Here is a 24,088-nt window from a genome sequence, read left to right as displayed (position 1 = left end):
CTTCACCTCTTCAAAAAATTAGGTTTTTACAGATAGCCTGACTCACAGCCGAATTTTGAGGTGTAAATCTAATTGTCCGCAAATAGCTGGATAAATTAAAGAAGCTAAACTTCAAAATTCAGCTTCTTTTAGGTTACATCAATTATGTCCATTGCAGAAAATATATATGTTTTATAAAATGCATCTGTACATTTTACAATTTGTTGAATTGGATTTATATGAACCACTGTCATATAACTCGTAAGTATGTATCCTTCTTCAAAATATGTCACTAACATCTCTTCTTCAGACAATAATGAAGTTAATAATTTGTCTGAAATGCTGTCTTTCGCTTCATTTGTTATTAGCGGTCTTTGGACTTTTAATTTCTCTCCAATAATTTTTTTCATACTTAATAATTGCTCCGACATTACTGTAAACGGAACCCACTCTCTTCCTTTTTCCTGTACCTTTACATAATTCATTTTCTTTACTCCTCAATTTTCTACATCTATCCATTCATAAGAATAGAAATTTCACTTCTAGATACACTTTATCCATCTCTTATTTATATGTAGCGTAGCTTTCCAATTCAAAACTATTTATGAATTTGTAGAAATCTCCACTCCGAAAGAACATTCGTTCTAATTATACACGAACGAACGTTCTTTCGGAAGTGCAACATGTAAATTTTTCAAACAAAATGCAACTTTAATATATGAAGTTTATTCATACTCATTTATTACTCCCTTTTATTAATCAAATTTCTTTGCACTTCCTATCGCATCATAGAATACGTGTAGCAACAATAAAAGCGACTCCACCTAATGTGAAGTCGCTTTTATTGAACTAATTATATTTCTAATTTTACTTTTCTATCCTAACTAACGTTCTTTCTGGAATACAAATTTCAGCTATATCTCATTAACCATCCTTCAACAAAAGCATACACTTTTATTATGAACGAACTCACAAAGCTTTAGAAACTTATGATGTAAAACAATTCATCCCTCATAAGTTTCATACATATCGACAATTACTACCATTTATCCTGCTATTTGCAGGCAGTAAGATTCACACTCATTAATTTTTCACTTTCTTTATTGAATATGCTTGGGTTGCATTATAATATGTAATTCTCTCTCTGTTTCTGTTTTTTTCGGATTCCGATAATATTCCAGTTTATATTCTAATACTTCATACTCAACCATCCCAATCTTTATCCCTTTTGTTTCTTTTAATACAGCTAATAGAACGCTTACATTTTCATTAGATGATTCAAAAATTTCCCCCCCGCCTTCTCTCTTAAAAATAACTTTCATATATTCTCCCCCAAATTAATTTAATAATCTAGTAAATATAAAAATATTCATCCTATTTTAATAAATTGAAACTTTAATCAGTGGGGGTTTTGTCCATCACCCACTGATTATTAGCCTTCACCAATCGGGCTTTTACGAGCGTTGATGTCCCAACTAATTCCCTCGCATTCGCCGAATTTTGAGGTGGGAGTCTTACTGCCCACAAATAGCGGGATAAATAATTCTTATCATCATTAAGAACATCCTTTTGTACTAAATGTTCAACATGTCACTTCCTATAAAGTTAATTTATACTCCAATAAATATGATATGTACCATTCTTTAAATTATGTCCTCAATTCACTCTCCAAGAAAATATATTTATTTATATTTAACAAAATTAATTAACTAAAACATTATCATTTCAACATTTTGCGAATTTAATTGCTTATTCCTTTTATCTACATCCAAATTTTCCTATTGTAATTCTTAATATTTAAATGTAATATTGTATTGTCTTACTATCTATTTATAACTCACACACTAACGCGAAAAGGGAACTCTATATGAGTTCCCTTTTCTATTGAAAATAAAAAAACAGAAATATAGCATTATGCTAAATCTCTGTTTTTCTTCTAAACCTTATTTCTCATCTAAGAATTTAAATGTATCTTTAAACTCTTTATCTGTTACTTTAATATCTGCTTCTTTCAATAGATCATTGATTACTTGTTGTTTCCATTTACCTGTCGCATCTTGCAGTCTTTGTTGTTCTAAATCTTTTCGAATCGTATCTTTTACTTCATCAAATGGTTTCAATTCTTTTTTATCCGTCACTTTTATTATATGATAACCATAAGATGTTTTTATTGGCTCACTTACTTGTCCTGCATCTAATTTATACGCAGCTTCCTCAAACTCTTTCACAGTTTGACCAGGAGCAAAACCAGCTATTTCTCCGCCCTGTTCCTTTGAACCAGTATCTTCCGAATACTGTTTCGCTAAAGCAGTAAAATCTTCACCATTATTTATTTTCTCTTTTACTTCTTTCGCAGTTTTTTCATCTTTCACTAAAATGTGACTTACCTTCATTTCAGGTTTATGGTTATCTTTCACATCTTTATCTGTGACAGTCGCTCTAATCGCTTTTTCAAGTGCAATTTCTGGCTTCATTCTTTCTTTTAATTCATCTTCATTCTTTAATCCTACTTGCTCTAAAGCCACTTTAAACTTGTCACCCATTTGTTCCTTCGCTGCTTCTACTTGTTTTTTAGCTTCTTCATCTGAAACTTTATATTTATCTAGCAATGCCTTATTTAACATCATTTGAGATAAAGTACTTTTTCCATATGTTTGCCTTAATTCTTTACTTAACTCTTTCTCTGTCACGTTTCCTACTTTTGATGTTGCAACATTTTCTGAGGAACCACACGCAGACAATGTTAGCGCCACACATGCAATAATAGTTCCCATAAATAGCTTTTTCTTTTTCAATTCAAATACCTCACTTTGATAAATGTATATTAGGAACTATACAGCGCTATTGTGAAATCAATGTGTTTTCTGCAAGTATTTCTCTTCATGCCAGAGACAAGCTTTATTAAATAAAAAAGCCGGCATAAAGCCGACTTTTTAACATCATTTAATCTGCACATGTTCTTCTTTGATCCATTTGTTCCCACCTATATCTATATATCCATCTTGACGATTCCAAATACGATAAGGGACCTTCCCATCGACCGCACCTGTATCATTCCCGTTTGGCCCATCGTACGTTCTAATTTCATATCCAGGTTTGTACTTTGAATATGCATAAAACCATTGTACATTAAAATGTTCTAACTTAGCCCACTGTTGTTCACCACCTAAACAAATCATATCTTTTTCGCCACCTCCCCAATAACCTTTATAGATTAAATATGGGATTTTTTTCGTAAGTCTTCCTATAAACTGCGGATTCGCAGGATTTTCATATAAATTAATGCCGTATCCATCATCATATTTTGAAACTGCAATACCAATTCCATTTGGTTGCTTACTGTCTCCAATACTAGATTGATTTGTTTGATTTGAACCTATAAACCAAGAAAGATTTTTATTCCCAATTAATTGATTCAAATCACATTTTCCAATACCAGGAACATTTCCTGAATCAGTATATTGCCAAATATCACAAGGATATGCTGGCTTATTCCCTCCATAACGAGGGATCCAAATAAAATCAGCATCAATATTGCGAGCTCCAAATGATACATACGTGTGATGTCCTACATATAAACCAATTTTTTTTGCTCCTAATCGGCGTAATTCATCAATAAATGCTTGAGTCCCGCCTTGCATATCTACCATTGTTTGAACTTCTACATCTGCCACCCAAAATTTAGCGTTTTTATCGCCACGATTCCAAAAATCTTGCGCTTCTTTTTTTGCATCTGAAATAGATATAAAACGGCAAAATGCATAATTCCCAAATGGGATACTACGTTTCTTCATTTCTTTCACATAACCTTGATACATAAAATCGACCGTATTCGAACCATCTTGAACTCTAGCAATAACTAAATCTAGCTGAGACGCTGCAATATCCCAATTAATATTTCCATTCCATTTCGAAATATCTACAATATAACCCATTACTAATCAACTCCTTTTTATTATCTTATTCAAAGCTTGTATTATTGTTAGACTCATATGCCTAATACAAACTCTCCATAAAATAAATAAATATAATCTCATCATTTTTTCAAAATATATAACCTATCTAGAATATTTTTCTTTAAATTAAATAGACAAATTTAACTTTCTTACTATAAATATCGGGATAAAACTATAAATAGTGTGCATACTATATGTAAGCTATTTTAGCTTATACTCATAACTGACCTCCAATATTTTTCAATCTCCCTGTAACTAGGCAGCTAAATAATAAAAGCTGTCTAGTTATTTTTTTCTTTATGTACAAGAAAAAGACATTTTCGATTCAGGAAAATGTCTTTTCACATTTTAATAATACAGTTTTGGTGTTATATCCTTATTTTGTATATTCCCTTCAATAACAAATCGTACATCACCAGTGCTTGTAACGCAGCTTGTAGAGAATAAAATAGGGATATCGCACACAACGTCGTTCATTACATCATGAAATACATTGGCAGCAACACCTGTAAACGTTTGACAAAGGTTTGAAATATCATCGTTAAAAAATTGAATAACTTTCGCAGCAAAAACTGGAAAAATAACATTCGCTCCACCTGGTAGCTGTGGTTGTACAACAACTTGTTGAAAATAAGGATTATTTTCTAACGCTACTTGAAATAAATGTGCAATTTCAAATGCATCTAGTGGACATGGAAGCGGATTTACAATCACACTTTCTTCGTTACTAACAACAACCGTTACACTTACATTTCCAAATTCCACGAACGGTTTAAGAAGCGTAGCTAATGCTATCGCTTTTTCATTACTCATAGCTTGTACTAAAATAATAAAATTCCCACCAACTGGAATAAGTGGACCAACTGTTACAGTTGGATCAGCACCTATAGAATTTTTAAGCTCATTAAAATACGTAATCCACGGTGGTAAAAGCTCAACTTGTACATTTTCTTGCATTCTACCTCCTTATACAATTCTTATCACCATAATATGTAACAACTTTAAAATTGCATAAGGCATATATACTATTTTCTTACATTCATTATTTATAGTAATGAAGCAATTTAAGGAAAGTATTCTATGTTTCTTTCCTTTCCTAGCTTCAAGTAATATGCTTATTATAGATGCCATGTACTAATATGGCATCTATAATAAGCAACTACACTAAATTTACATATTATATTTAAATGTCTTCACATTCAAAAGAAGATTAACACATAAACCTTTTATAAATAAGGAGTTTATTTAATGAAAAAAATCCCTATCGTATTCAAAGTTCCCCCGAATTCAAAGCTAAAAGTTACATTCTACGGTCCTTGTAACGAAGTAATTACAAATGTATCTTTAATTAATCAACTACTCACCCCTACCTGCCAAACTGTATCTCAATATCCAGACTTTAAGAAATATATAACTGAAGTCCGATCATTATCAAATTATTAATCGTATAATTTTATGATTTATCGTTTCGAACAGTACGATAACGAAGTAATAAAAAGAGCCGCATCTTTCAAAAGAAACGGCTCTTTTTTCATTTCACAAAAACATGACTTCACTAAAAAACTAAAATAACTCATTAATTGATATTCTATTGATATTTTGTTGATATTTTACACATATTAATGAAATGAGCATATATTATCGTATGGAGATTCTCCACTCATAAAGCCTATCTTTTTTTGAGCATACTTTATTTGTATGCTCCTTTTTTATTCTTTACTTAACGGGCTATCCTGTTAGCATTTCCAAATATCCATCTATGAAAAACATTGAATATTCCAAAAAACTCTTTTCTTATTATGCACTATGAATATAAGTTTAATAATTTATCTGTAGCTACATTTTCAGTATCACTTAAATCGACAAAATAATGAAGTTGCCACAGTTGACTCTTCTTAGCTTGATTACTAACAGGCTTATCCCAAATAGGGTAAACCCTCATAGCCATTTTCCCTTTTTGGTTTTGAGTTTTTAATATTTTTTCTTTTAGAAGAATCTCTTTTGGAAAAATAAATTGTCCTAGTTTATTATCCGCTATACAAGTGATAACTAAAAGGTTAGGAGCTGAATCATAAGAAAATGCCTGATTGCTCATGGAGGCATTCTTCTCCCAAAAAGAAACAAATTGTCCCATCTTATTAGGCGTAATTTTTGATACCCTAAATCGGATGCTTCTATTATTTAGATGGAATACCCCACCTGCATATTCTGAATTTTGCTTTTCTTCTTTTCTTTTAGTAATTAATAGATTATTAGGTTTGTAAATCATTTCATCTAGTTTTTTAATTATATTACTAAAATTTGTCATGTAAACGCACCTTTTTTATTTTCCAGTATACCAAGAACATTCGTTCTTGTATATTAAACTTAAACAAATGTTGGCTTTGAATAGTCTTTCAAAGATTATTTTATCTACTCCATCCATAACTTCAAATTTTCTTTTATAGTATTTATTACATTACTCTTCCAATTCCTTGTATTTTTCATTATTATATTAATATAATAATATAAAACGAGGTAAATATTACATGAATCCATCCAAAATTGCCTTCGGCTCCATAGAGCAACCTTTATTCCTATTAATTTTATATCTTATCGCAATTCTTTTAACACTCGGCATTACATTTAATATATGTCATTCCCTTTTACTAAATTTAAATGCACCGAGATGGGTAGCACAACTGTTAGCTATCGTATTAACTCTAGGTGTTGCTTATCAAGTATTTATGAACTTATTTTAATATATTACCAATAACACCTTTAACTAAAAGGCCCTACCATAAGGTAGAGCCTTTTTTAAAAAAATAGTCCATAAATCACAAACATTATTATTGTAAATTATTGACCTGTACAAACATAAGAGTTTTGTGTATTCTATGGACAAGGAATAAGGTAAGAGTTACTCTTTGCCATTTTAGGAAAGCATCCAAAATTTATAAACACTTGGCAATAATTTTTGCCAAATTCCTCTCTCATCATTCTAATCGTCACCTTTCATTTTGGAAAAATAATATCCCCCACTTAAGAATCCTTGCGTTGCATATAACTCATGAGGTTGTAACATTCTCATTCCAATATCTAAAATTTTATAATTGTTCCCTAGATACGAATCATTTCTTATAAGGGCGCTCTGTACTTGCGCTCTTATATAAATACTTAAATTTATTCCCCCGCATATTTTTATAAATTGTATACAGTTCCATATGGAATTGTTGAAACAGAAATTCCGTATGGTGTAATATGATGCATTGGGTAATAATACTCCATAGATGGATAGTACGGTTGTATGCCTTGCTGTATTTGTTGCATTTGCTGCTGTGCTTGTAACGCTTGTTGAACAGCTTGAATTGTAGTTTGTGCTCCGCTATACGTAATACCCGCCGTACCATACGGACGCATTCTATCTCGGGTATCAAAATATGAATAAAACATTATTATTCAACTCACTTCCATATAAGTTATTACAAAGTATGTTATGATTCTTAATTTCAGTGAGTGTTAAAAACTAGTCCACTAGCTTTTATTCAAATAGCGTTTTTGTTCACCTTCCTTCTTTTGACCCTCACTCTTTCCCGAAATATTCCGGCGATTTTTCGCATTCAAGGCCAATCTTTTCACCGACAATCAATCGGTCTACATTTGCAAGCATCCACGGGTATTCAGGATGCTGCAGGATTGCATTTCTGCGTTGTACCTTTAAATCCCGTACGCTTGGAATCGACTTATGGCATCATCTTGTAACTTTTCGGCATCGATAGACATTGTCATGATACCTTCTTGCTCCTGTGGATCAGCTTTACCATAGCCATTGTGCATGGACATCTGGTTTTCTAGCATCTAGCTCACCTCCTTAAAAAATGCAGGATTTCCCTTTCCATTATCGAATTAGTAATGTTTGGAAAGGGGGTGTAACATGGCAGAAATTAAAGTAGGACTTACACAATTTTTAGACTTCACACTGAAAAGTAGTGCAGCTAAAACAAACTTTGTAAAAAATCTAAAATCTCAACCTGAATACCAACCAGCTTTTGATTACTGGAAACAATTACGAGACACTGTTATTAAATTTCATCAAAATGAACTACCTTTTGAATGTTTCGAAACATTAGTGCAAACGGTTGATCAAAAGAAAAAGCAAAACTATATCGATGTCATAAAGCAGTACAAAAAATTTATTAAAAACAACGACGTCTCTTGGTTCGATCCAGGAAAATCACATTGGATATCAGATAATTTAATCGTCCGCTCATCACCTGAACTCGGTTTGCTCATTAATGATGAGCCGCATCTTATCAAACTATATTTCAAAGGAAAAAAAGAGCGAATTGATAAATACAACATCAACTCAACACTGACATTATTAAATGAATCAACATTTTTAGATGAACATAACGATGTGAATTATACGGTTCTTAACATCCAAAAGAACAGAATGTATACGAATAACTCTATTAATAATGATCATTTAATAGCGCTTGAATCAGAAGCTAACCAGCTTTTTTATATATGGAATAAGGTGTAAAGGGTACTATCCATCTCTTTCAATACCTTTTCCATGCATAATTTGGGCACAATTTTCACAAATCCTATCAGTTCTATTTAATTGAAGCTCACCTTCTTGTTCCTCACAAACAATGCAGGGTGGGCGTTTTTGCGAAAATAGTTTCTTTAACCATTTCCGCATCCTAACTCACCTCCTCCGAAAGAGTGATATAATGAGCTCTCTCCACTAAATCAGCGTTACCCCCCTGGTTTTTTAACCGATGAAGAAGATCTTCGTTTTTTAGAACATGCAAAAGAAAACCGTTATTATATCGCTTATCTTCTTGCTATTACATGTGGAATACGTAAAGGTGAAATCTTAGGTCTACAATGGAAAGAGATTGCTGATTTTACCTGCCATTACTTTAATGGCACTAAATGACCATCTGCAAAAAATCTCTGAGGAAAAAGAGCGATATGATGAAAGCTATAATGACTACGATTTGGTCTGCCGTTTCAGAAGTTTGACACAGCTCTGGAAAAAGCTTATAAAGAAAAGTGAGGTTCCCGATATTCGGTTCCATGATCTGAGGATTATGTTAAAGCAAGGTATACATCCGAAGATTGTGAGTGAACGATTAGGACACAAAAAAGTAGGTATCACCTTGGACACCTACTCACATATTGTACCAGGACTTCAGGAAACTGCGGTGGATCAATTTGCAAACGAATTATTCGGAAAGAAAAACTTTTGTTAGAAGTTTTCGTTTCTAGGCAAAAACACCGCCTAAATAACCCCAAATATTATAAGTGAAAAAGGAGAAACAAACATGAAAGAAATCAAAGCTGAACAAGAATTCAAAGACATCATCGCAAGCGAGGAGCCAGTAGTTGTTAAGTTCTTTACTACATGGTGCCCAGATTGCGTGCGTATGGACAACTTTATCGGAGATGTAATGGAAGAGTTCAATAAATTTGAATGGTATTCTATTAATAAAGATGAGTTCCCAAGTATTGCTGAAGAGTATCAAGTAATGGGTATTCCAAGCCTACTTGTATATCAAAATGGCGAAAAGTTAGGTCACTTACATAGTGCAAATGCAAAAACGGAAGAGCAAGTTACTGAGTTTTTAGAAGCATACTAAGAAACGAAAAACCTCTGAAAAATCATCAGAGGTTTTTTCGTTTTCAAATTGTTCTTTACCTTTGTTCTCTTTCTGGAAAGTAAATATTATAATGCTTTCTCCTCTTCTTATTGAAGAATTTTGTTATCATTTCTTATATATTACTCACACGAGGAATTACAAAGAGTCATTTTGCGAAAAATATATATGAAAAAATTTTTGAGAATCGTTATTCTCGCCCTCTTTCCATTTGCCATAATCATCATTACTTGTTTAATAAAGTGAAACTTTAATCAGTGGGGGTTTTGTTCATCCCCCACTGATTATTAGCCTTCACCAATCGGGCGTTTACGGGCAGCCCCACTCCCACCTAACTTCTTTGCTCCAACTGAATTTTGAGGTGGGGGTCTTACTGCCCTCAAATAGCGGGATAAATTTCTACTTTGTACTTTTCAACATATTTTTCCTTAACGAAACTTTGTTATCCCCTTCTTAAAAAGCTATAAAACGTCAACAATGTTTGTATAGACCCACACGAGTTTCGTTTGATACTCTATGTATAGAAAGAAATTCCTTGTAGAAAGGCGAGTGATTAAAATGGATTCTCTTTCTCATAAAGAAGCTGATAAAGGTGCTATTGTCAGCATTATAGCCTACATATTTTTATCCTCTATGAAAATCATCATCAGTTATATTACCCTCTCTAGCGCATTACGTGCTGACGGTTTGAATAACTTAACGGATATTGGTGCTTCTTTAGCAATATTAATTGGCCTGAAAATTTCTCGTAAGCCTCGTGACCCAGATCATCCATATGGGCATTCGCGTGCAGAACAAATCGCATCACTTGTTGCTTCCTTTATTATGGCAACGGTCGGATTAGAAGTTGTTATTAGTGCAATTCAATCGTTTTTCAATCCGAAACAAGCAGCACCTAATGTACTTGCTGCATGGGTGGCTTTATTTTCTGCTGTCGTTATGTACGGTGTATACAAGTATACGAAAAAGATTGCAATGCGAACAAAAAGTAAATCATTAGAGGCTGCTGCAAAAGATAATTTATCAGATGCTCTTGTAAGTATTGGTACAGTAGTAGGTATAGTCGGAGCACAGTTCCAAATGCCTATTTTGGACCCTATTGCTGCTTTACTTGTCGGTCTTATTATTTGTAAGACTGCGTGGGAAATTTTCGTAGAAGCTTCTCATATGCTAACGGATGGAATTGATCCTGAAAAAATGGATGAATACGCTGATGCTATCGGGCATATTTCAGGTGTAGAACATATTGTAGATATTCGTGCTCGTATGTATGGGAACCAAACGTATGTGGATATTACAATTGAAGTAGATGCTCGAATGGATGTTAGCGAAAGCCATTGTATTACTGACAATATTGAAGATATGCTTCGAAAAAAATTCGGAATTTACCATGCTCATATTCATGTGGAGCCCATGCAAAAAGAACCTATTATGACATAGGTTCTTTTTTAATGAACGCCTTATGAAATATAATACATAAAACGAGCCAGCTACCGCCCGCTGCCCATCCGGCTAATATGTCAGATGGATAGTGCACGCCAAGATAAATTCGGCTAACTGAAATAGATAATACAACGAAGCTTGCTATAAAAATAATCAGCAACTTTTTATGCAATGAAATACGATCTTCTGTAATTGTGACGTATGCAATAAATCCTAAAAAAGCAGTAGCATTCATCGTATGACCGCTCGGAAAGCTATATCCAGTTGCTGTAACAAGCTGCGTCACATCAGGTCGTGCTCGTTCATACCATAGTTTGAGCATACTGTTCAAATAACGTGATCCGTAATAATTAATTGTTAGAAGTAATGCACTTAATATTTTTTTTCTAAGAAGAAAATACATTACAAGTATAATGAGTAACGGGAAATATATTCTTTTTGAACCGATAAAGGACACCCAAGTAAAATAGGTTGTCAAATACTCGTTTCGGAAACTTTGAATAAAGTGTGCGACTACATTATCAAATTTTTCAATACAAGCGGTATGATACGAAAGTGATAGTGCGACAAAACAAATGAGTAGTGTACAACTTAACAAGTATAAATGTCGGTATCGTTTCACATACATAACCTCACTATGCAAAAAAATGGAGCGGTTGTTTTAGTTTTCCTCTCCATTTCTTTTTTATGCATAGTTTATTAAAAAATATTATTGTTAATTTTTTGCTGCATCGTTGGAATATCTTCGTTTGTTACTGTAAAGCGAATAACCTTCTCATCAAGATCAAGCGCTTCTGCGAATAAACCAGCCAATCCACGTGATTTTCTATCTACTTCCATAATAATTTCTAATCGGTCGTGGGCACTTGGCAAAATTAATAATTCTAATTCATCTAATTTCCCATAATACTCTCCGGAAACTGGAATAAACTCAAATTCTTGCGCGAATGGAACTTGCTTACGTAATCGATACGGTAATTCTTCGCATTCTACATGACGCGCTTTAAAACCTAATTGATTTACACTATTTAATACACTGTTCAATAGCGCATTCGGCAACACTTGAATATAATCACGGTCACTTGGATCAATACTACGTTTAATATCAAGGCCTGTATGAACCCAAACCGTTTTCATTCCAAGTGTTAGTGGTACTTCAATTGGCATTAAAAACGAAAATGGAATTTCCACTTTTTCATTTGGCTCTACAGAAAATGGATCTGTTAAACGAACTCGCTCCAAATCATACGTTGCCGTTACTTTTTTATCATCCACTTCTCTTACATATGACGTCGACAACGTTAAGTAAATGCTTTCAATTTCTTGGCTAATTGAACCTCCAGTTATATGAACCTTCCCTACTATCTCTTCTCCAACTATATACTCATCTTTTTCAAGAACAGTATCTACTTTTGCACTACCAATACCAACGCTTGCTAAAAACTTTTGAAACATGAAGTCTCCATCCTTTCTAAAGCGTAAGCTACATCTTTTTTCAAATCTTGTACATTTTCATAGTAAGGCGCTTTCATTTGTAACATTCGCATTAGCATGTCGCGATTATATTCTTCCAGCGTTAACTCTTCATACCACGGTTTTTCCTTTTTTTCAGTCGATTCATAACTAGCATACAATAAAAATAATACGAAATGACCGAGCGCATAAAAATCGCTACGAAAGTGAACTTCTCGCATCAAAGCTTGTTCACCTTCATAAGTTATAGCACGCTCATCACCCTCACCTTTCAATTTAGCCAATCCAAAATCAATAATACTAATCTGATTTTCTTTCATTAATATGTTTGGAATACGTAAATCTCGGTGAATGATACCTTTACTATGAAAATACGAAACAATTCCTAGTACTTCATATAAAATTCCAAAAACTTCACGTTCATCATATACTTGGCCATCTAAGAAAATACAATCTTCGAAATTTTCCCCCGGCATATACTCCATCACCAAAAAGTTCTTTTTCTCCCATATGAAATAATCATGTAGGTTAGGAATTGACGCATGATTTAATGTTTGTAAAATCACTTTCTCTTGCTCAAATGATTTTCTACCAGACTCATATCTTTGTTTACTTTGCCTTAATTGTTTTAAGACTTTATATTTATTTATTTGCAAATCATTAACGATATATGTAACCCCATAACTGCCCATTCCAATTACTGATTCAATCTTATAACGCTCTGCAACGATTGTATTTTTTCGCAGTGGTCTATCAAATAAAGCTAGTATACGACGCCATTTCATCAGCTACTTGAAAAGAAACTACGGCTTTTACGTTTTCTTTTATAATGCTGATGCCCATAACCAGATGAACGTCGTTTATTATCGCTACTTGAATATGAGCGCCCTCTATGACGATAATCACTACTTGAATACGAACGATGTTTTTTCTTTCCTAATAAAGAATCAATAATTTTTTTGAACATCCCTTCACCTCTTGTATAAAATTTTCTTTTAATTATACCAACAATTCTTGTCTATATTTGTGACAAGTTTGTAAAGAGTAAAAAACGACGAGTTAAGCCCGCCGTTACTTTCAATCTTCCTCTTCATCAAAAACTTCATCAATCATGCATTTCTCTAATAAATACTCAAACGTAATATCTGCCAGGTCCTCAATTTCTTCTCTTTTTGGAACGTACCCTCTTTCAATTAGTCGCTCATAAAAAAACTCCGCAATCTCTTCCGTGTCAATTACGACTTCAATTTCCTTCATGAGCATCACTCCTTTATTTCTGTTTTATGAAAAAATCTCAAAATTATGTATATGAGATTAGAAAAATAGTTTTTCTTTTTTTATAAGTCATATCATGTAGGTAAAGGGCATACGATGTTAGTACAAGCTATCCAAAGGGGGAAATAATAATGGAATACCAATATGAAGTAGATCAAGAAGTAGGGCAAACAAAAGAAGAGTTCATGCATGAAGATCAATGGGCAGACTCTCTTATTAAATGGCTTTTTATTTTTTTAATAATTGTAGGCATACCTTATACTGCATATGTTGTTGTTCAATTTATTCTCTCTTTCTAGTTAACTATTTTTTCTCTGTCAATTTAACTAAATAATTTTGAACAACATCCATAACAATTTTATATTCTTCATCTTTAAATGTATCGAATAATAAATGATAATCATTATAAATATCTAATAACCCATCAATAATTTCTTGGCGATTCGTCTTTACACTTACTTTTTTCGAATTGTTAATCGACTTCAATTTTCCTAAATCCAATTTATTCATACCAGCTTTATCTTGTTTCATTTTCTTCAAAATTGCATTTGCCGTTTGTGCATTGGCAAGTAATGTTAAATCTGATTCATCAGCTTCTAACCATTCACCATCAGTAATTCGTGACAATTCATATATAGTATCTTCCCATGCATCATTTTTATATCTCCATACTTCTGTACGAAAACCAACAATACGAAAAACATCTTTATCATATCCAGTTACTTGCACGAGATCACCAAAAGTAAAGTTATAATTTAATTCAATCCACTCTGTGTCGCCCTTTTTCATTTCCTGCTCTGTTACATGCTGCAAAGTTTGTTCAACGTAAAACCCATCGTGATTATTTACTTCGTATACGTAAACTCCATCTAAAACTTTCATATTTGTAACTTTCCCAACGGTTCCATATAGCGTAATCACGACTATGTCCCCTACGTTATATTTAGGTTGTTTTTTCCTTGCCATCAATATCTCTCCTTTTTTAAACGTCGTGATTTTGATAACAGTATATGCAATCTACATAAAAACGCTTATCACAGAAGCTTATATTCATAAATTTTTTCAATAAAAAAGTAGAATTTGTATATAACTTAAAAAAGCTAGTATTTAAACTAGCTTTCACTTTTCATTTATGTTCTAACAGCAAGACGTATTGTAAATAAAAAAGCATAATGAATACTTCACTTCTTTCAAAGTAATGTATTCATTATGCTTTCATTTTCCTAAAACTTCATATCGTTATCTCTCTTGTATATATAAATCCCATGCATCATCAAATATAGACATACTTTCTAGCATTCCACTTAACTCTAAGTATGAACTAATTACATCATAGTCTTCAGATTGCTTCGGAAAACTTAAATCATCATACATCGCCTCTGCTAAATCTGATATTTCATTTTTAAATAAAGCTGCACGGTGCTTCATCATATAATGGTAAAATGTCTTTTTCAAAAATATTCCCTACCTTTCTAACTTGGGTACATTATACAAGGCAAAAAAGAAAAAAACCAGCATAAAAGCTGGTTAGAAGTCGAAATAATTCCTTTTTAATAAACGTGGTCTTCCCATTAACTCTTCGTATGTTAGTTGTTTTGGCAAATCTTTCGTATAAATTAAAAACAACTGATCTTCAATTTCTTTTACAGTATGGTCCGCTTGATAGTCCATTCCACATGAGGAACAAGTAATACATGGTGTCTCTTGGATTTCAATGGCTTTCGTACCATCTGGTAATTCCCAATATACAGTATTCAAGCTTTCTTTCGCTTCTGTACTGTCACACCACATACAATTCATACTACGTCACCCTCATTTTTTTTGTCATCATCTAACTTTGCTATTTGTGCTTGATATTTTTTATCTTTTAATTGATCACGCTTATCACGTTTATCTTTTAAAGAAGCATGCGTTTCATTGACTTCATAATCTTTGCGGCGATTCATACGTTGTAAATCATCTGGAACAAGATTAAATTTCTTATCACTCATCAATCCTGCAACGCCGATATCAGAACGTTTCTCTTCATAAGTCGGATAAATTTCTTTAAAGTAGCCTTCTGCTCTTCCTGGGATATAGTTTTCTGGTTCTGGATACGTTGTAATAACCCCTTCAAAGTTACGAAGAACAACTTTATCCGCACTTTGTGAAATTAAATAGTTTGGCTGAAGCGCAATTTTTCCGCCTCCACCCGGTGCATCGACAACGAAAGTTGGTACTGCATAACCAGACGTATGTCCACGTAAGCCTTCAATAATTTCAAGACCTTTCGAAACTGGTGCACGGAAATGACCGATACCTTCTGATAAATCACATTGATAAATGTAATATGGACGAACACGAATTTTCACTAAATCATGCATAAGTTTTTTCATAATTGGAACGCTGTCATTAATTCCAGCTAAAATTACAGCTTGGTTTCCAATTGGAACACCTGCATTTGCAAGCATTTCACATGCTAGTTTCGATTCTTCTGTAATCTCAATAGAAGTGTTAAAATGCGTATTTAACCATACTGGATGGTATTTTTTAATTATGTTACACAGGTTTTCTGTAATACGCTGTGGGAATACAACTGGTGCTCTCGTTCCGATACGAATAATCTCGACATGCGGGATTGCTCGTAAATTCTTTAATACATATTCTAAAATTTTATCATTAATTAGAAGTCCATCACCGCCAGAAATTAAAACGTCACGTACTTGTGGTGTTTCACTAATATAAGCAATCGCATCATCTAATTGCTTTTTCGGTACGCCCATTCCAATTTGTCCACTAAAACGACGACGTGTACAGTAACGACAATACATAGAACATTGATTCGTTACTAAAAATAGTACACGGTCTGGATAACGATGAGTTAATCCTGGAACTGGTGAATCTTCATCTTCATGGAGAGGATCTTCTAAATCATATTTTGTTTTATATAACTCTTCCGAAATCGGTACTGATTGCATCCGAATCGGACAGCGTGGGTCATCAGGATTCATTAGCCAAGCATAGTACGGTGTAATGTTTAACGGGATCGTTTTCGTTGAAATTTTAACGCCTTCTTCTTCGTCAGGTGTTAAGTTAATTACTTTCTTTAAATCATCTAAAGTTTTGATCGTATTCGTTAATTGCCAAACCCAATCATTCCATTGTTCTTCTGTAACATCTTTCCATAATTCAATATCCTTCCAGTGACGATTTGGTTTGTATACATCATGTAACATTGCTATTCCCCCTTTTTATACGCTCATCCTTTATATAAGCAATAATTATGCCAACTTCATATTCTTGATAAGTAAATGCTAGAAATACCCTATTATATAAGAGAATAAATATTTTTAAGTGCTGTACTAAAACGATATTTACTATCATATTCATTACTTGTTATATATGTAAACGCTCTTTTATTGGTGCAAACACACAAAAACCGCCGATTATTCGGCGGTTTTGTCGTACTTGCTCAGTTTATATTGAAGCGTTTGACGCGGAATACCTAACATTTTTGCTGCTTGCAAAATATTACCTTCCGTTTCAATTAACGCTTGATCTATTAATTCTTTTTCCGTTTGATGTAGAGCTTCCCTAAGTGGTAATATACTTTTCTTCTCCTGAATTTTCTCTTTCCTAAATGTTCGTGGCAAGCAATTTGCTGTTAACGAATTCCCTTCTGTAATAATGACAGCATGTTCAATCGTATGCTTTAACTCACGAACATTTCCAGGCCATTGATAAGCTTGTAATCTTTCTTTCGCTTCCTTATCAATTTGAAGTACACCTTTTTTATAACTTTTATTATATTCTTTCAAAAAGTAAGACGCTAATAAGAGTACATCCTCAGTTCTTTCGCGAAGCGGCGGGATATATAATGAAAACACATTTAATCGATAGTATAAATCAGTGCGAATTTTATTTTCTCTTAAACATACTTCTGGAGGCTGATTCATTGCAGTAATAACGCGGACATCTACTTTTCTCGTCTTATTATCACCAATGCGACGAATAACTCCATCTTCTAATACACGTAGCATTTTTGCTTGTAAATCAAGCGGCATTGAATTCAGTTCATCTAAAAATAATGTCCCTCCATCTACAAGTTCAAATAATCCTGCTCGTTCGATTGCCCCTGTATAACTACCTTTTGTCGTGCCAAACAGCAAACTTTCTAATAGCGACTCTGGCAAAGCTGCACAGTTTTGTGCAATAAACGGCTTATTTTTTCGTTTAGAAGCTTCATGAATCGCTTGCACAAATAGCTCTTTCCCCGTTCCAGTTTCACCATATATTAAAACATTCGCATCGGTTGGCGCTACTTTTTGTGCTAACTCTTTCGTCTGTTTAAAGCGGGAATCATCAGTTACAATTGTCTCGAATGCAACATGCTTTTTCACCGTTTTTTTGCTAGTCGATCGTTTTATTTTCGATTGTAGATCTACAATCGTATCAGTAAGCTTTTGAATAGTAGAATAATCTTTCGCAATTTCTACAGCACCAGCAATATTTCCATCTATTAAAATAGGTAACGTTGTATTGACCGTACAAACGTCTTCCCCATTTAAATTTTGGTAATGTTGAACTTGGTGTACGATTGGTTTTTTTGTATCTAATACTTTCATCAACGTACTTGTTTCTCTGGATAATGACGGGAATGCTTCTAATAAATGCTTTCCTAGCACATTTTCAATTTTAGATCCATCATGTTTTGCAGCAACTGTATTATAAAAGATTGTCATCCCATTTTCATCTACTGCATGTATGGCCTCATCTATACTGCCCAAAATCGCTTCAATGACTTCCTGTGTCGAAACTGCTAGCAATGTCATCCCCCCTTTTGCCGAAAATCCAGCAAATTCATCGCCGAATTTCCGGCACCCTCTGTGCGATTATAAGCATGACGATTCCGTTCTACTATTTTGATGAAATGTGTATATATTTTTATTGCTTATTTATGGTTAAGTGACACTTTAATCAGTGGGGCTTTATTCACCCGACTCCCACCTAACTTCTTTGCTTTACAGCCGAATTTTGAGGCGGGAGTCTTACTGCTTTCGAATAGCTGGATAAATCTTTCACCCATATATTCATATCTTCCAACTTATCAAAAATGTAGCAATTATTCGCAAGCCTTCCCGTATATGTATAGCCTAATTGATGAAAGGCTGCATTCATACCGAAAGATAGCGAGCGAGCAATTGTATAAGAACAAAAAATAGATTTTTCTTGGAGCTCTTCCTCCAATTTAATTAACAGACTTTTCATGAAACCATGTTTTCGATATTCAGGTAATGTAGCACAATTCGTTAATTCTGCATTACCTTCTTTCACGTTCATTTCAGCAGATGCTGTACTAATAATTTTCCCCTCGAATTCATAAACATAGTAAATTGTATCGTCTTCCTTCATCGTCTGCTTTACATAATTCCCATCATTTAAAGGTGTCGGATAAACTTCAAATACTTTTCCAAAGACAATTGCTAATTCTTCCGCATCCTCTTCTGTCGCTTTTCTTAACACAAATTCCTCTGGGACTATTTTTTCTTTCACTTCTTTTTCTTTTACACCACTTAAAATAGTATCTTCCTCAGTCCAATGAATACTATTTCGTCTTTCATCATTATGATATTTCACGAAGAAGTGCGCATCGTGCCCTTGAAAATAATGAGGTATCGTTGCTTCCAGTAAGAAACCGAAAGAGAGCCATGTTGAAACATGCTCTCCCTTTCCTTTAATAATACATTTAGTGAAAGAATGTTTCTTTGCTAATTCATCGATTGTTTGTATGATGCTTTCAACATTTCCTGTATAGTGATCAACTCTAATACGTTTATTAAAATAATCTAAAACCCCTTCTACTGTATAATGCTTTGTCTGTTCACTAAAAGATTCATAGTATTTCATTTTTTCACCTCACACCAATCTAGTAATGTACATGCAATTATTTTTGCGGCAGCAATCATTTTATCAACTTCTATATATTCGTTTGGATAGTGTGCTACTTTCGTCTCTCCTGGACCAAATACTATCGTGGGTACGTTAGCGATTTGTGTGAACAAACCTCCATCTGTTCCCCATGGCGAAGCTTCTATAATCGGCTCGTTCCCTTCGATTTCAACAAAGTTATGTTGAAGCGTTGTAATAAGTGGATGATTTTCTTCTAGTTCACCAGGAACCCATCTAGCCCCAAACCATTCTACTTCTACAGGATTTTTTACAAACCAACTATCCACATCTTTTAATTCACCAATCCAGCCCTCAAACTCTTCTTTTGCTGCCTCTATAGTCTCATTCGGCGCAATACCACATCTTCCTTCTAAAATTAATGAATCGGGAACAGAACTTGGCCAGCTTCCCCCTTCAATTTTCCCAACGTTAATTGGAATTGGAATCGGAATCCCCTTAAATAACGGATCTGTAATTCTACCATTTCTCTTCTCTTCTAATTTTCTCAAATGCTCTACAACAAACATACTTTTTTCAATTGCACTTACTCCCTCATAACGTGTACCACCGTGTGCTGCTTTTCCTTTTATATGTAGACGAAACCACATTGATCCTTGTTGTTTCGGAAAAAACTTCATATTCGTCGGCTCAGGAATAATAACGCCATCTGCCTTATATCCTCGTAAAATAGCAGCTAATGTTCCTGCCCCACCGCTCTCTTCTTCTATTACACTTTGAAAATGTATATCACCTTTTAGTTCAATACCAGATTCAATAATCGCTTCCATCGCAAGCATAAGTGAGACATTGCCGCCTTTCATATCTGTTGTTCCACGTCCATATATGCGGTTTCCTATTTTCTCTCCACTATATGGATGATGGTCCCACTGATTTACATCCCCTTCTGGCACGACATCAATATGCCCGTTTAAAATCATAGATTTCCCTTCGCCACTTCCTTTTAAAGTCGCTACAATGTTCGGGCTATCTGTAAAACTTATACGAGGTGATACGAAATAAGGGTGATCTTTCATTTCATTAAAAGCAGGCTCCCAAATATCAAGATCTAGACCTAACTCACGCAACTTTTCAATAACAATTGCCTGCGCACCACTTTCATCACCAGATACGCTCTTTTCTTGAATTAATCGTGTTAAAAATTTTACACTCTCTTCTTCATGACCCTCAATATAATCACAAACTTGTTTTTTTAATTGCTCCATATATTACAACTCCCCTCATTCAATTACTAGTAAATTTGAGCTTATATGAAAATCAGCTGTCGTATGTCGTTTTACATCTTCTACAGTATATGGACTCATTAATTCTTGTAAGACAAGTCCTCTTTGGGTCACTTCCATGACAGCCATGTCTGTAATAATTAAATCTACACATTTTTTCGAAGTTAATGGCAATGTACATTCCGAAACAATCTTTGCATTTCCGTATTTATCAACATGATTCATCACAACAACGACCCGCTTCGCTTTTTGCGCTAAATCCATCGCTCCTCCAATACCTGGAACGCGTTTTCCTGGTACAATCCAGTTCGCTAAATCACCATTTTCACTTACTTGTAACGAACCAAGTATCGTAACATCAAGTAATCCTTTTCGAATCATGCCAAACGCCATGCAGCTATCAAAATAACTTGCTCCTGTAATAAGAGATGTTGGTAAACCAGCTGCGTTACATAAATTCTCATCTTCATTCCCTTTACTTGGCGTTGGTCCCATACCAACAATACCGTTTTCTGCATGAAACATAACATTCATATCTTCTGGCAAATGATTCGGTACAAGCGATGGAATTCCAATACCTAAATTTACAAGCATACCATTCTGAATTTCTTTTGCTGCACGTCTTGCAATCTTATCTCTTACTTCTACGCCCATACCCATTTCCAATTCACTCCTTCCGATGGCACGATATAATTTACAAATACACCTGGGACGACAATTTCTTCTGGATCTAAACTTCCAAGTGGAACAATTTCTTCTGCTTCTACAATCGTTATGTCACCAGCCATAGCTACGTGAGGATTCATATTACGAGCGCTTTTATCAAATACAAGATTTCCAAATGGATCCGCCTTTTTCGCATATACAATTGCGACTTCAGCCGTTAAAGCTGTTTCAACTAAATATGTCTTTCCATTCATTTCAACTGTGCGCTTTCCTTCTTCTACAATCGTATCAACACCAACGTCAACTAAAATACCACCAAGCCCTACACCACCAGCGCGAATACGCTCTGCGAGTGTTCCTTGCGGAGAGAATTCAATTTGCAATCTTCCTTCATTTAATTGTCTTCCCGCATTTGGATTTGACCCAATATGAGAAGTAACTAAAGATTTAACCCTTTCATTCGTAACAAGACGACCGATTCCTACATCAGCAAATCCAGTATCATTTCCTATTAAATTTAAATTTGTAATGCCTTTATCTAAAACAGCTTGAATTAAAGATGGAGGGGATCCGATTCCTCCAAATCCCCCAAACATTAATGTCATATCATCATGGAACAAAGAAATTACTTCCTCTATTTCTTTTAATTTACCGAATGTATTTGTAATAGTTGTCATGCGATACTATGCCCTCCTTTTTGCATCATCTCTTCCACGCTCTTTACAAAAATTGAAAGTAATTCATCTAACTCGGAATATGTAGTTGTCATTGGTGGTGCAACAAGCAGTGCACTATCCTCTTTTCCTGCTTGCCCTGAAACAGCTTGGTATAAGAGCAGTCCATTTTTAGCAGCAACTGAAATAAGCTCCGATGCTTTTGTAAACGGTTGCAATTCTATTCCAATTAGCAATCCTTTTCCACGCACATCGGCAATGATTGTCGATTGTTGCTGAACTTTCTGCAAACCTTTTAATAAATACTCTCCCTTTTCTGCTGTTTTTTCAGGTAAATTATGTTTCTCCATATATTCAATAACAGCTAAAGCCGTTGCTGCAGACAATGGATTTGCACTAAGCGTATGCCCACTCATTACAGAACGTGATCCATGTAAAATCGGCTCCATAACACGGTCACTTACTATTGTCGCTGCCATTGGTGTATAACCCGCTCCTAGCCCCTTACCAAGCGTCATAATATCCGGTTCTACACCCCAGTGCTCCATAGCAAACCATGTACCAGTACGACCAAGTCCAGTCATTACTTCATCCGCAATAAATAATATATCGTAATGACTACAAATATCTTTAATTACTTTATAATATTCTTTCGGCGGGACAACCGCGCCTCCAGCAGCTCCGATAATCGGTTCAGCAATAAAAGCTGCAATATGTTCTGCACCAATTCGATCAATCGCTCTTTCTAGTTCAGTCGCACAAGAAAGTTGACATGTTGGATATACCTTTTGTACAGGACATCTAAAACAGTATGGAGCTGGAATAGTCGGATAATCTTCCAAAATAGAAACGAAACGTTGTCTGCGCAGTGGATGCCCAGACATAGATAAAGCTCCCATTGTAATCCCGTGATAGCTCATCCACCGTGACAAAATTTTATGTTTCCCTTGAATGCCACGCTCCTGAAAATGCTGAATTGCGATTTTCATAGCTGTTTCATTTGCTTCCGTACCACTATTCACAAAAAAGCTCCAGTTCAAATCTCCTACACATAAATCACTTAACTTCTTCGCTAATTTTTCAGCTGGTTCACTCGTAAACTGTGATCTATAAACGAAAGCGATCTCCTCTGCCTGTTTTTTAATAACTTCTGCTATCTCTGCTACGCCATGTCCAATACCTGCCGTAATCGCTCCAGACGAACCATCAAAATATTTATTTCCGTTTTGATCATACAAATACACACCTTTTCCATGTGAAATCATCGGATACGGCTGACCAACAAGTGGTTTAATTAAGTAATCGCGCATAGCGCTCCCTCATTTCTCCAATTTGTATATGTATATGAAGAAAATTGACGTTTCTTTCATAAAAAAGAATCCTCTGCAAAAGCAGTGAATTTATCAAAAAACTATTATAAAATATACAAATGACTGCTAAATATTATTTCGAAAACAGAAAATTCAGAACTTAAAATGAAGACCAACCTTACCTGTACGCTTAAATACCCCTTCCTAATTTAAGATAACAGCAAATTGAATATTTTTTTAATATAATATCAACTTCCCTCAATTGCTGACATTGTGTAAACTTCGACGGAACTCCCGTTATTCTCCTTCCTATTATCCTACTTTATATTGCATATTTTCAAACAAAATTCGACATTTTACTCCACCTCATTTATCGTAACTATTTCTTAACAAATAGTACCACCTATTTAGAACAATAAAAAAAGAACCGATTAACCATATTAATCAGTTCGGCACGACGCTCTTTTATCGGTATTACCTTATCCAACGCATCACTAA

The 24,088-nt window shown here is 34.3% G+C and carries 31 protein-coding genes and 1 pseudogene; 7 read left to right on the top strand and 25 right to left on the bottom strand.

Annotation, left to right across the window (positions count from 1 at the left end):
• Positions 1–128 precede the first annotated feature (128 nt).
• From ABH959_RS04120 to ABH959_RS04100, 5 genes are all read right to left on the bottom strand, one after another.
• Positions 129–464: a YolD-like family protein gene (locus ABH959_RS04120; RefSeq protein ID WP_113937814.1), complete on the bottom strand. Its 336-nt coding sequence runs from the start codon at positions 462–464 to the stop codon at positions 129–131.
• A gap of 615 nt (positions 465–1,079) precedes the next feature.
• A complete protein-coding gene (locus ABH959_RS04115) occupies positions 1,080–1,301 on the bottom strand; it encodes a hypothetical protein (protein ID WP_113937813.1) in 222 nt (73 codons plus the stop codon).
• A gap of 621 nt (positions 1,302–1,922) precedes the next feature.
• Positions 1,923–2,774, bottom strand: coding sequence for a peptidylprolyl isomerase PrsA (locus tag ABH959_RS04110; protein WP_002031835.1), 852 nt, complete (start codon positions 2,772–2,774; stop codon positions 1,923–1,925).
• Between the two features lie 144 nt (positions 2,775–2,918).
• Positions 2,919–3,914 carry a glycoside hydrolase family 25 protein gene (locus tag ABH959_RS04105; RefSeq protein ID WP_404492304.1) on the bottom strand — a complete coding sequence of 332 codons (996 nt, stop codon included), beginning with the start codon at positions 3,912–3,914 and terminating at the stop codon, positions 2,919–2,921.
• 369 nt (positions 3,915–4,283) lie between these two features.
• Positions 4,284–4,892, bottom strand: coding sequence for a hypothetical protein (locus tag ABH959_RS04100; RefSeq protein WP_113937812.1), 609 nt, complete (start codon positions 4,890–4,892; stop codon positions 4,284–4,286).
• A gap of 291 nt (positions 4,893–5,183) precedes the next feature.
• On the opposite strand from ABH959_RS04100, the gene ABH959_RS04095 reads away from it, so the two are divergent.
• Positions 5,184–5,378: a hypothetical protein gene (locus tag ABH959_RS04095; RefSeq protein WP_113937811.1), complete on the top strand. Its 195-nt coding sequence runs from the start codon at positions 5,184–5,186 to the stop codon at positions 5,376–5,378.
• Positions 5,379–5,739: 361 nt separating this feature from the next.
• Here the strand turns inward: ABH959_RS04095 and ABH959_RS04090 are convergent, their stop codons facing one another.
• Entirely contained in the window at positions 5,740–6,243 is a 504-nt protein-coding gene (locus ABH959_RS04090) for a MepB family protein (protein WP_113937810.1), read from the bottom strand.
• 220 nt (positions 6,244–6,463) lie between these two features.
• Here ABH959_RS04090 and ABH959_RS04085 point away from each other — a divergent pair, with 220 nt between their 5' ends.
• A complete protein-coding gene (locus tag ABH959_RS04085) occupies positions 6,464–6,676 on the top strand; it encodes a hypothetical protein (protein ID WP_404492303.1) in 213 nt (70 codons plus the stop codon).
• Between the two features lie 439 nt (positions 6,677–7,115).
• On the opposite strand, the gene ABH959_RS04080 is transcribed toward ABH959_RS04085, so the two are convergent.
• The 3 genes and pseudogenes from ABH959_RS04080 to ABH959_RS04070 form a co-directional block, all read right to left on the bottom strand.
• Complete coding sequence (locus ABH959_RS04080; protein WP_002127261.1) at positions 7,116–7,367, bottom strand: DUF3947 family protein; 252 nt, start codon at positions 7,365–7,367, stop codon at positions 7,116–7,118.
• A 133-nt stretch (positions 7,368–7,500) separates the two neighbouring features.
• Positions 7,501–7,635, bottom strand: a pseudogene (locus ABH959_RS04075) (YqaJ viral recombinase family protein); the annotation flags it as partial.
• On the bottom strand, positions 7,632–7,772 hold the full coding sequence (locus ABH959_RS04070; RefSeq protein WP_181777946.1) for a hypothetical protein: 141 nt from the start codon (positions 7,770–7,772) through the stop codon (positions 7,632–7,634). The pseudogene ABH959_RS04075 and the gene ABH959_RS04070, both read right to left, overlap by 4 nt.
• A gap of 76 nt (positions 7,773–7,848) precedes the next feature.
• Here ABH959_RS04070 and ABH959_RS04065 point away from each other — a divergent pair, with 76 nt between their 5' ends.
• Positions 7,849–8,457 (top strand): hypothetical protein, encoded by a 609-nt coding sequence (locus ABH959_RS04065; RefSeq protein ID WP_404492302.1) that lies wholly within the window; start codon positions 7,849–7,851, stop codon positions 8,455–8,457.
• Between the two features lie 6 nt (positions 8,458–8,463).
• Here the strand turns inward: ABH959_RS04065 and ABH959_RS04060 are convergent, their stop codons facing one another.
• Positions 8,464–8,619 (bottom strand): hypothetical protein, encoded by a 156-nt coding sequence (locus tag ABH959_RS04060; protein ID WP_181777945.1) that lies wholly within the window; start codon positions 8,617–8,619, stop codon positions 8,464–8,466.
• A 199-nt stretch (positions 8,620–8,818) separates the two neighbouring features.
• On the opposite strand from ABH959_RS04060, the gene ABH959_RS04055 reads away from it, so the two are divergent.
• The 3 genes from ABH959_RS04055 (at position 8,819) to ABH959_RS04045 (ending at position 11,020) form a co-directional block, all read left to right on the top strand.
• Positions 8,819–9,175, top strand: coding sequence for a site-specific integrase (locus ABH959_RS04055; RefSeq protein ID WP_113937808.1), 357 nt, complete (start codon positions 8,819–8,821; stop codon positions 9,173–9,175).
• 72 nt (positions 9,176–9,247) lie between these two features.
• The gene (locus tag ABH959_RS04050) at positions 9,248–9,562 is read left to right on the top strand and encodes a thioredoxin family protein (protein ID WP_002012639.1); all 315 of its coding nucleotides are present in this window, start codon (positions 9,248–9,250) and stop codon (positions 9,560–9,562) included.
• A gap of 576 nt (positions 9,563–10,138) precedes the next feature.
• Complete coding sequence (locus ABH959_RS04045) at positions 10,139–11,020, top strand: cation diffusion facilitator family transporter (RefSeq protein ID WP_002085782.1); 882 nt, start codon at positions 10,139–10,141, stop codon at positions 11,018–11,020.
• On the opposite strand, the gene ABH959_RS04040 is transcribed toward ABH959_RS04045, so the two are convergent.
• The 5 genes from ABH959_RS04040 to ABH959_RS04020 all read right to left on the bottom strand — a co-directional run bounded on the left by ABH959_RS04040 (position 11,010) and on the right by ABH959_RS04020 (position 13,753).
• Positions 11,010–11,645 (bottom strand): phosphatase PAP2 family protein, encoded by a 636-nt coding sequence (locus ABH959_RS04040; protein ID WP_002127255.1) that lies wholly within the window; start codon positions 11,643–11,645, stop codon positions 11,010–11,012. The two genes, ABH959_RS04045 and ABH959_RS04040, sit on opposite strands and share 11 nt — an antisense overlap.
• Positions 11,646–11,722: 77 nt before the next feature.
• On the bottom strand, positions 11,723–12,478 hold the full coding sequence (locus tag ABH959_RS04035) for a sporulation protein (protein WP_113937807.1): 756 nt from the start codon (positions 12,476–12,478) through the stop codon (positions 11,723–11,725).
• Positions 12,460–13,281, bottom strand: a complete 822-nt coding sequence (locus ABH959_RS04030; RefSeq protein ID WP_113937806.1) for a serine/threonine protein kinase — start codon at positions 13,279–13,281, stop codon at positions 12,460–12,462. Before ABH959_RS04030 ends, ABH959_RS04035 begins: the two co-directional genes overlap by 19 nt.
• Complete coding sequence (locus tag ABH959_RS04025; RefSeq protein ID WP_002141661.1) at positions 13,281–13,463, bottom strand: hypothetical protein; 183 nt, start codon at positions 13,461–13,463, stop codon at positions 13,281–13,283. The genes ABH959_RS04030 and ABH959_RS04025 overlap by 1 nt, the downstream gene beginning before the upstream one ends.
• Before the next feature lie 110 nt (positions 13,464–13,573).
• Positions 13,574–13,753, bottom strand: a complete 180-nt coding sequence (locus tag ABH959_RS04020; protein WP_002012644.1) for a YozD family protein — start codon at positions 13,751–13,753, stop codon at positions 13,574–13,576.
• Positions 13,754–13,902: 149 nt separating this feature from the next.
• Between ABH959_RS04020 and ABH959_RS04015 the strand changes: the two genes are divergently transcribed.
• Positions 13,903–14,070, top strand: coding sequence for a DUF3930 family protein (locus tag ABH959_RS04015; RefSeq protein WP_000456534.1), 168 nt, complete (start codon positions 13,903–13,905; stop codon positions 14,068–14,070).
• Positions 14,071–14,074: 4 nt separating this feature from the next.
• Here ABH959_RS04015 and ABH959_RS04010 read toward each other — a convergent pair whose 3' ends face one another.
• From ABH959_RS04010 to ABH959_RS03965, 10 genes are all read right to left on the bottom strand, one after another.
• Positions 14,075–14,737, bottom strand: a complete 663-nt coding sequence (locus ABH959_RS04010) for a hypothetical protein (RefSeq protein WP_002012647.1) — start codon at positions 14,735–14,737, stop codon at positions 14,075–14,077.
• Positions 14,738–15,010: 273 nt separating this feature from the next.
• Complete coding sequence (locus ABH959_RS04005) at positions 15,011–15,226, bottom strand: YozE family protein (protein WP_002085796.1); 216 nt, start codon at positions 15,224–15,226, stop codon at positions 15,011–15,013.
• Positions 15,227–15,298: 72 nt separating this feature from the next.
• The gene (locus ABH959_RS04000) at positions 15,299–15,571 is read right to left on the bottom strand and encodes a YokU family protein (protein WP_002085797.1); all 273 of its coding nucleotides are present in this window, start codon (positions 15,569–15,571) and stop codon (positions 15,299–15,301) included.
• Positions 15,568–16,986, bottom strand: coding sequence for a lysine 2,3-aminomutase (gene kamA, locus ABH959_RS03995; protein WP_002012651.1), 1,419 nt, complete (start codon positions 16,984–16,986; stop codon positions 15,568–15,570). The genes ABH959_RS04000 and kamA overlap by 4 nt, the downstream gene beginning before the upstream one ends.
• A gap of 210 nt (positions 16,987–17,196) precedes the next feature.
• A complete protein-coding gene (gene rocR, locus ABH959_RS03990) occupies positions 17,197–18,582 on the bottom strand; it encodes an arginine utilization transcriptional regulator RocR (protein WP_142675689.1) in 1,386 nt (461 codons plus the stop codon).
• A 175-nt stretch (positions 18,583–18,757) separates the two neighbouring features.
• Positions 18,758–19,657 (bottom strand): putative beta-lysine N-acetyltransferase, encoded by a 900-nt coding sequence (gene ablB / locus ABH959_RS03985; protein ID WP_002085802.1) that lies wholly within the window; start codon positions 19,655–19,657, stop codon positions 18,758–18,760.
• The gene (locus tag ABH959_RS03980) at positions 19,654–20,922 is read right to left on the bottom strand and encodes a peptidase (protein WP_085310907.1); all 1,269 of its coding nucleotides are present in this window, start codon (positions 20,920–20,922) and stop codon (positions 19,654–19,656) included. The genes ablB and ABH959_RS03980 overlap by 4 nt, the downstream gene beginning before the upstream one ends.
• Before the next feature lie 15 nt (positions 20,923–20,937).
• A complete protein-coding gene (locus ABH959_RS03975) occupies positions 20,938–21,600 on the bottom strand; it encodes a CoA transferase subunit B (protein ID WP_002127246.1) in 663 nt (220 codons plus the stop codon).
• Complete coding sequence (gene atoD / locus ABH959_RS03970; protein ID WP_113937804.1) at positions 21,585–22,283, bottom strand: acetate CoA-transferase subunit alpha; 699 nt, start codon at positions 22,281–22,283, stop codon at positions 21,585–21,587. Before atoD ends, ABH959_RS03975 begins: the two co-directional genes overlap by 16 nt.
• A complete protein-coding gene (locus ABH959_RS03965) occupies positions 22,280–23,590 on the bottom strand; it encodes an aspartate aminotransferase family protein (RefSeq protein ID WP_404492301.1) in 1,311 nt (436 codons plus the stop codon). Before ABH959_RS03965 ends, atoD begins: the two co-directional genes overlap by 4 nt.
• Between the last annotated feature and the right edge of the window lie 498 nt (positions 23,591–24,088).

The organism is Bacillus sp. RC51 (genome assembly GCF_044908115.1).
Lineage (GTDB): Bacteria > Bacillota > Bacilli > Bacillales > Bacillaceae_G > Bacillus_A > Bacillus_A mycoides.
This window is presented reverse-complemented; position numbering and strand designations above follow the sequence as displayed.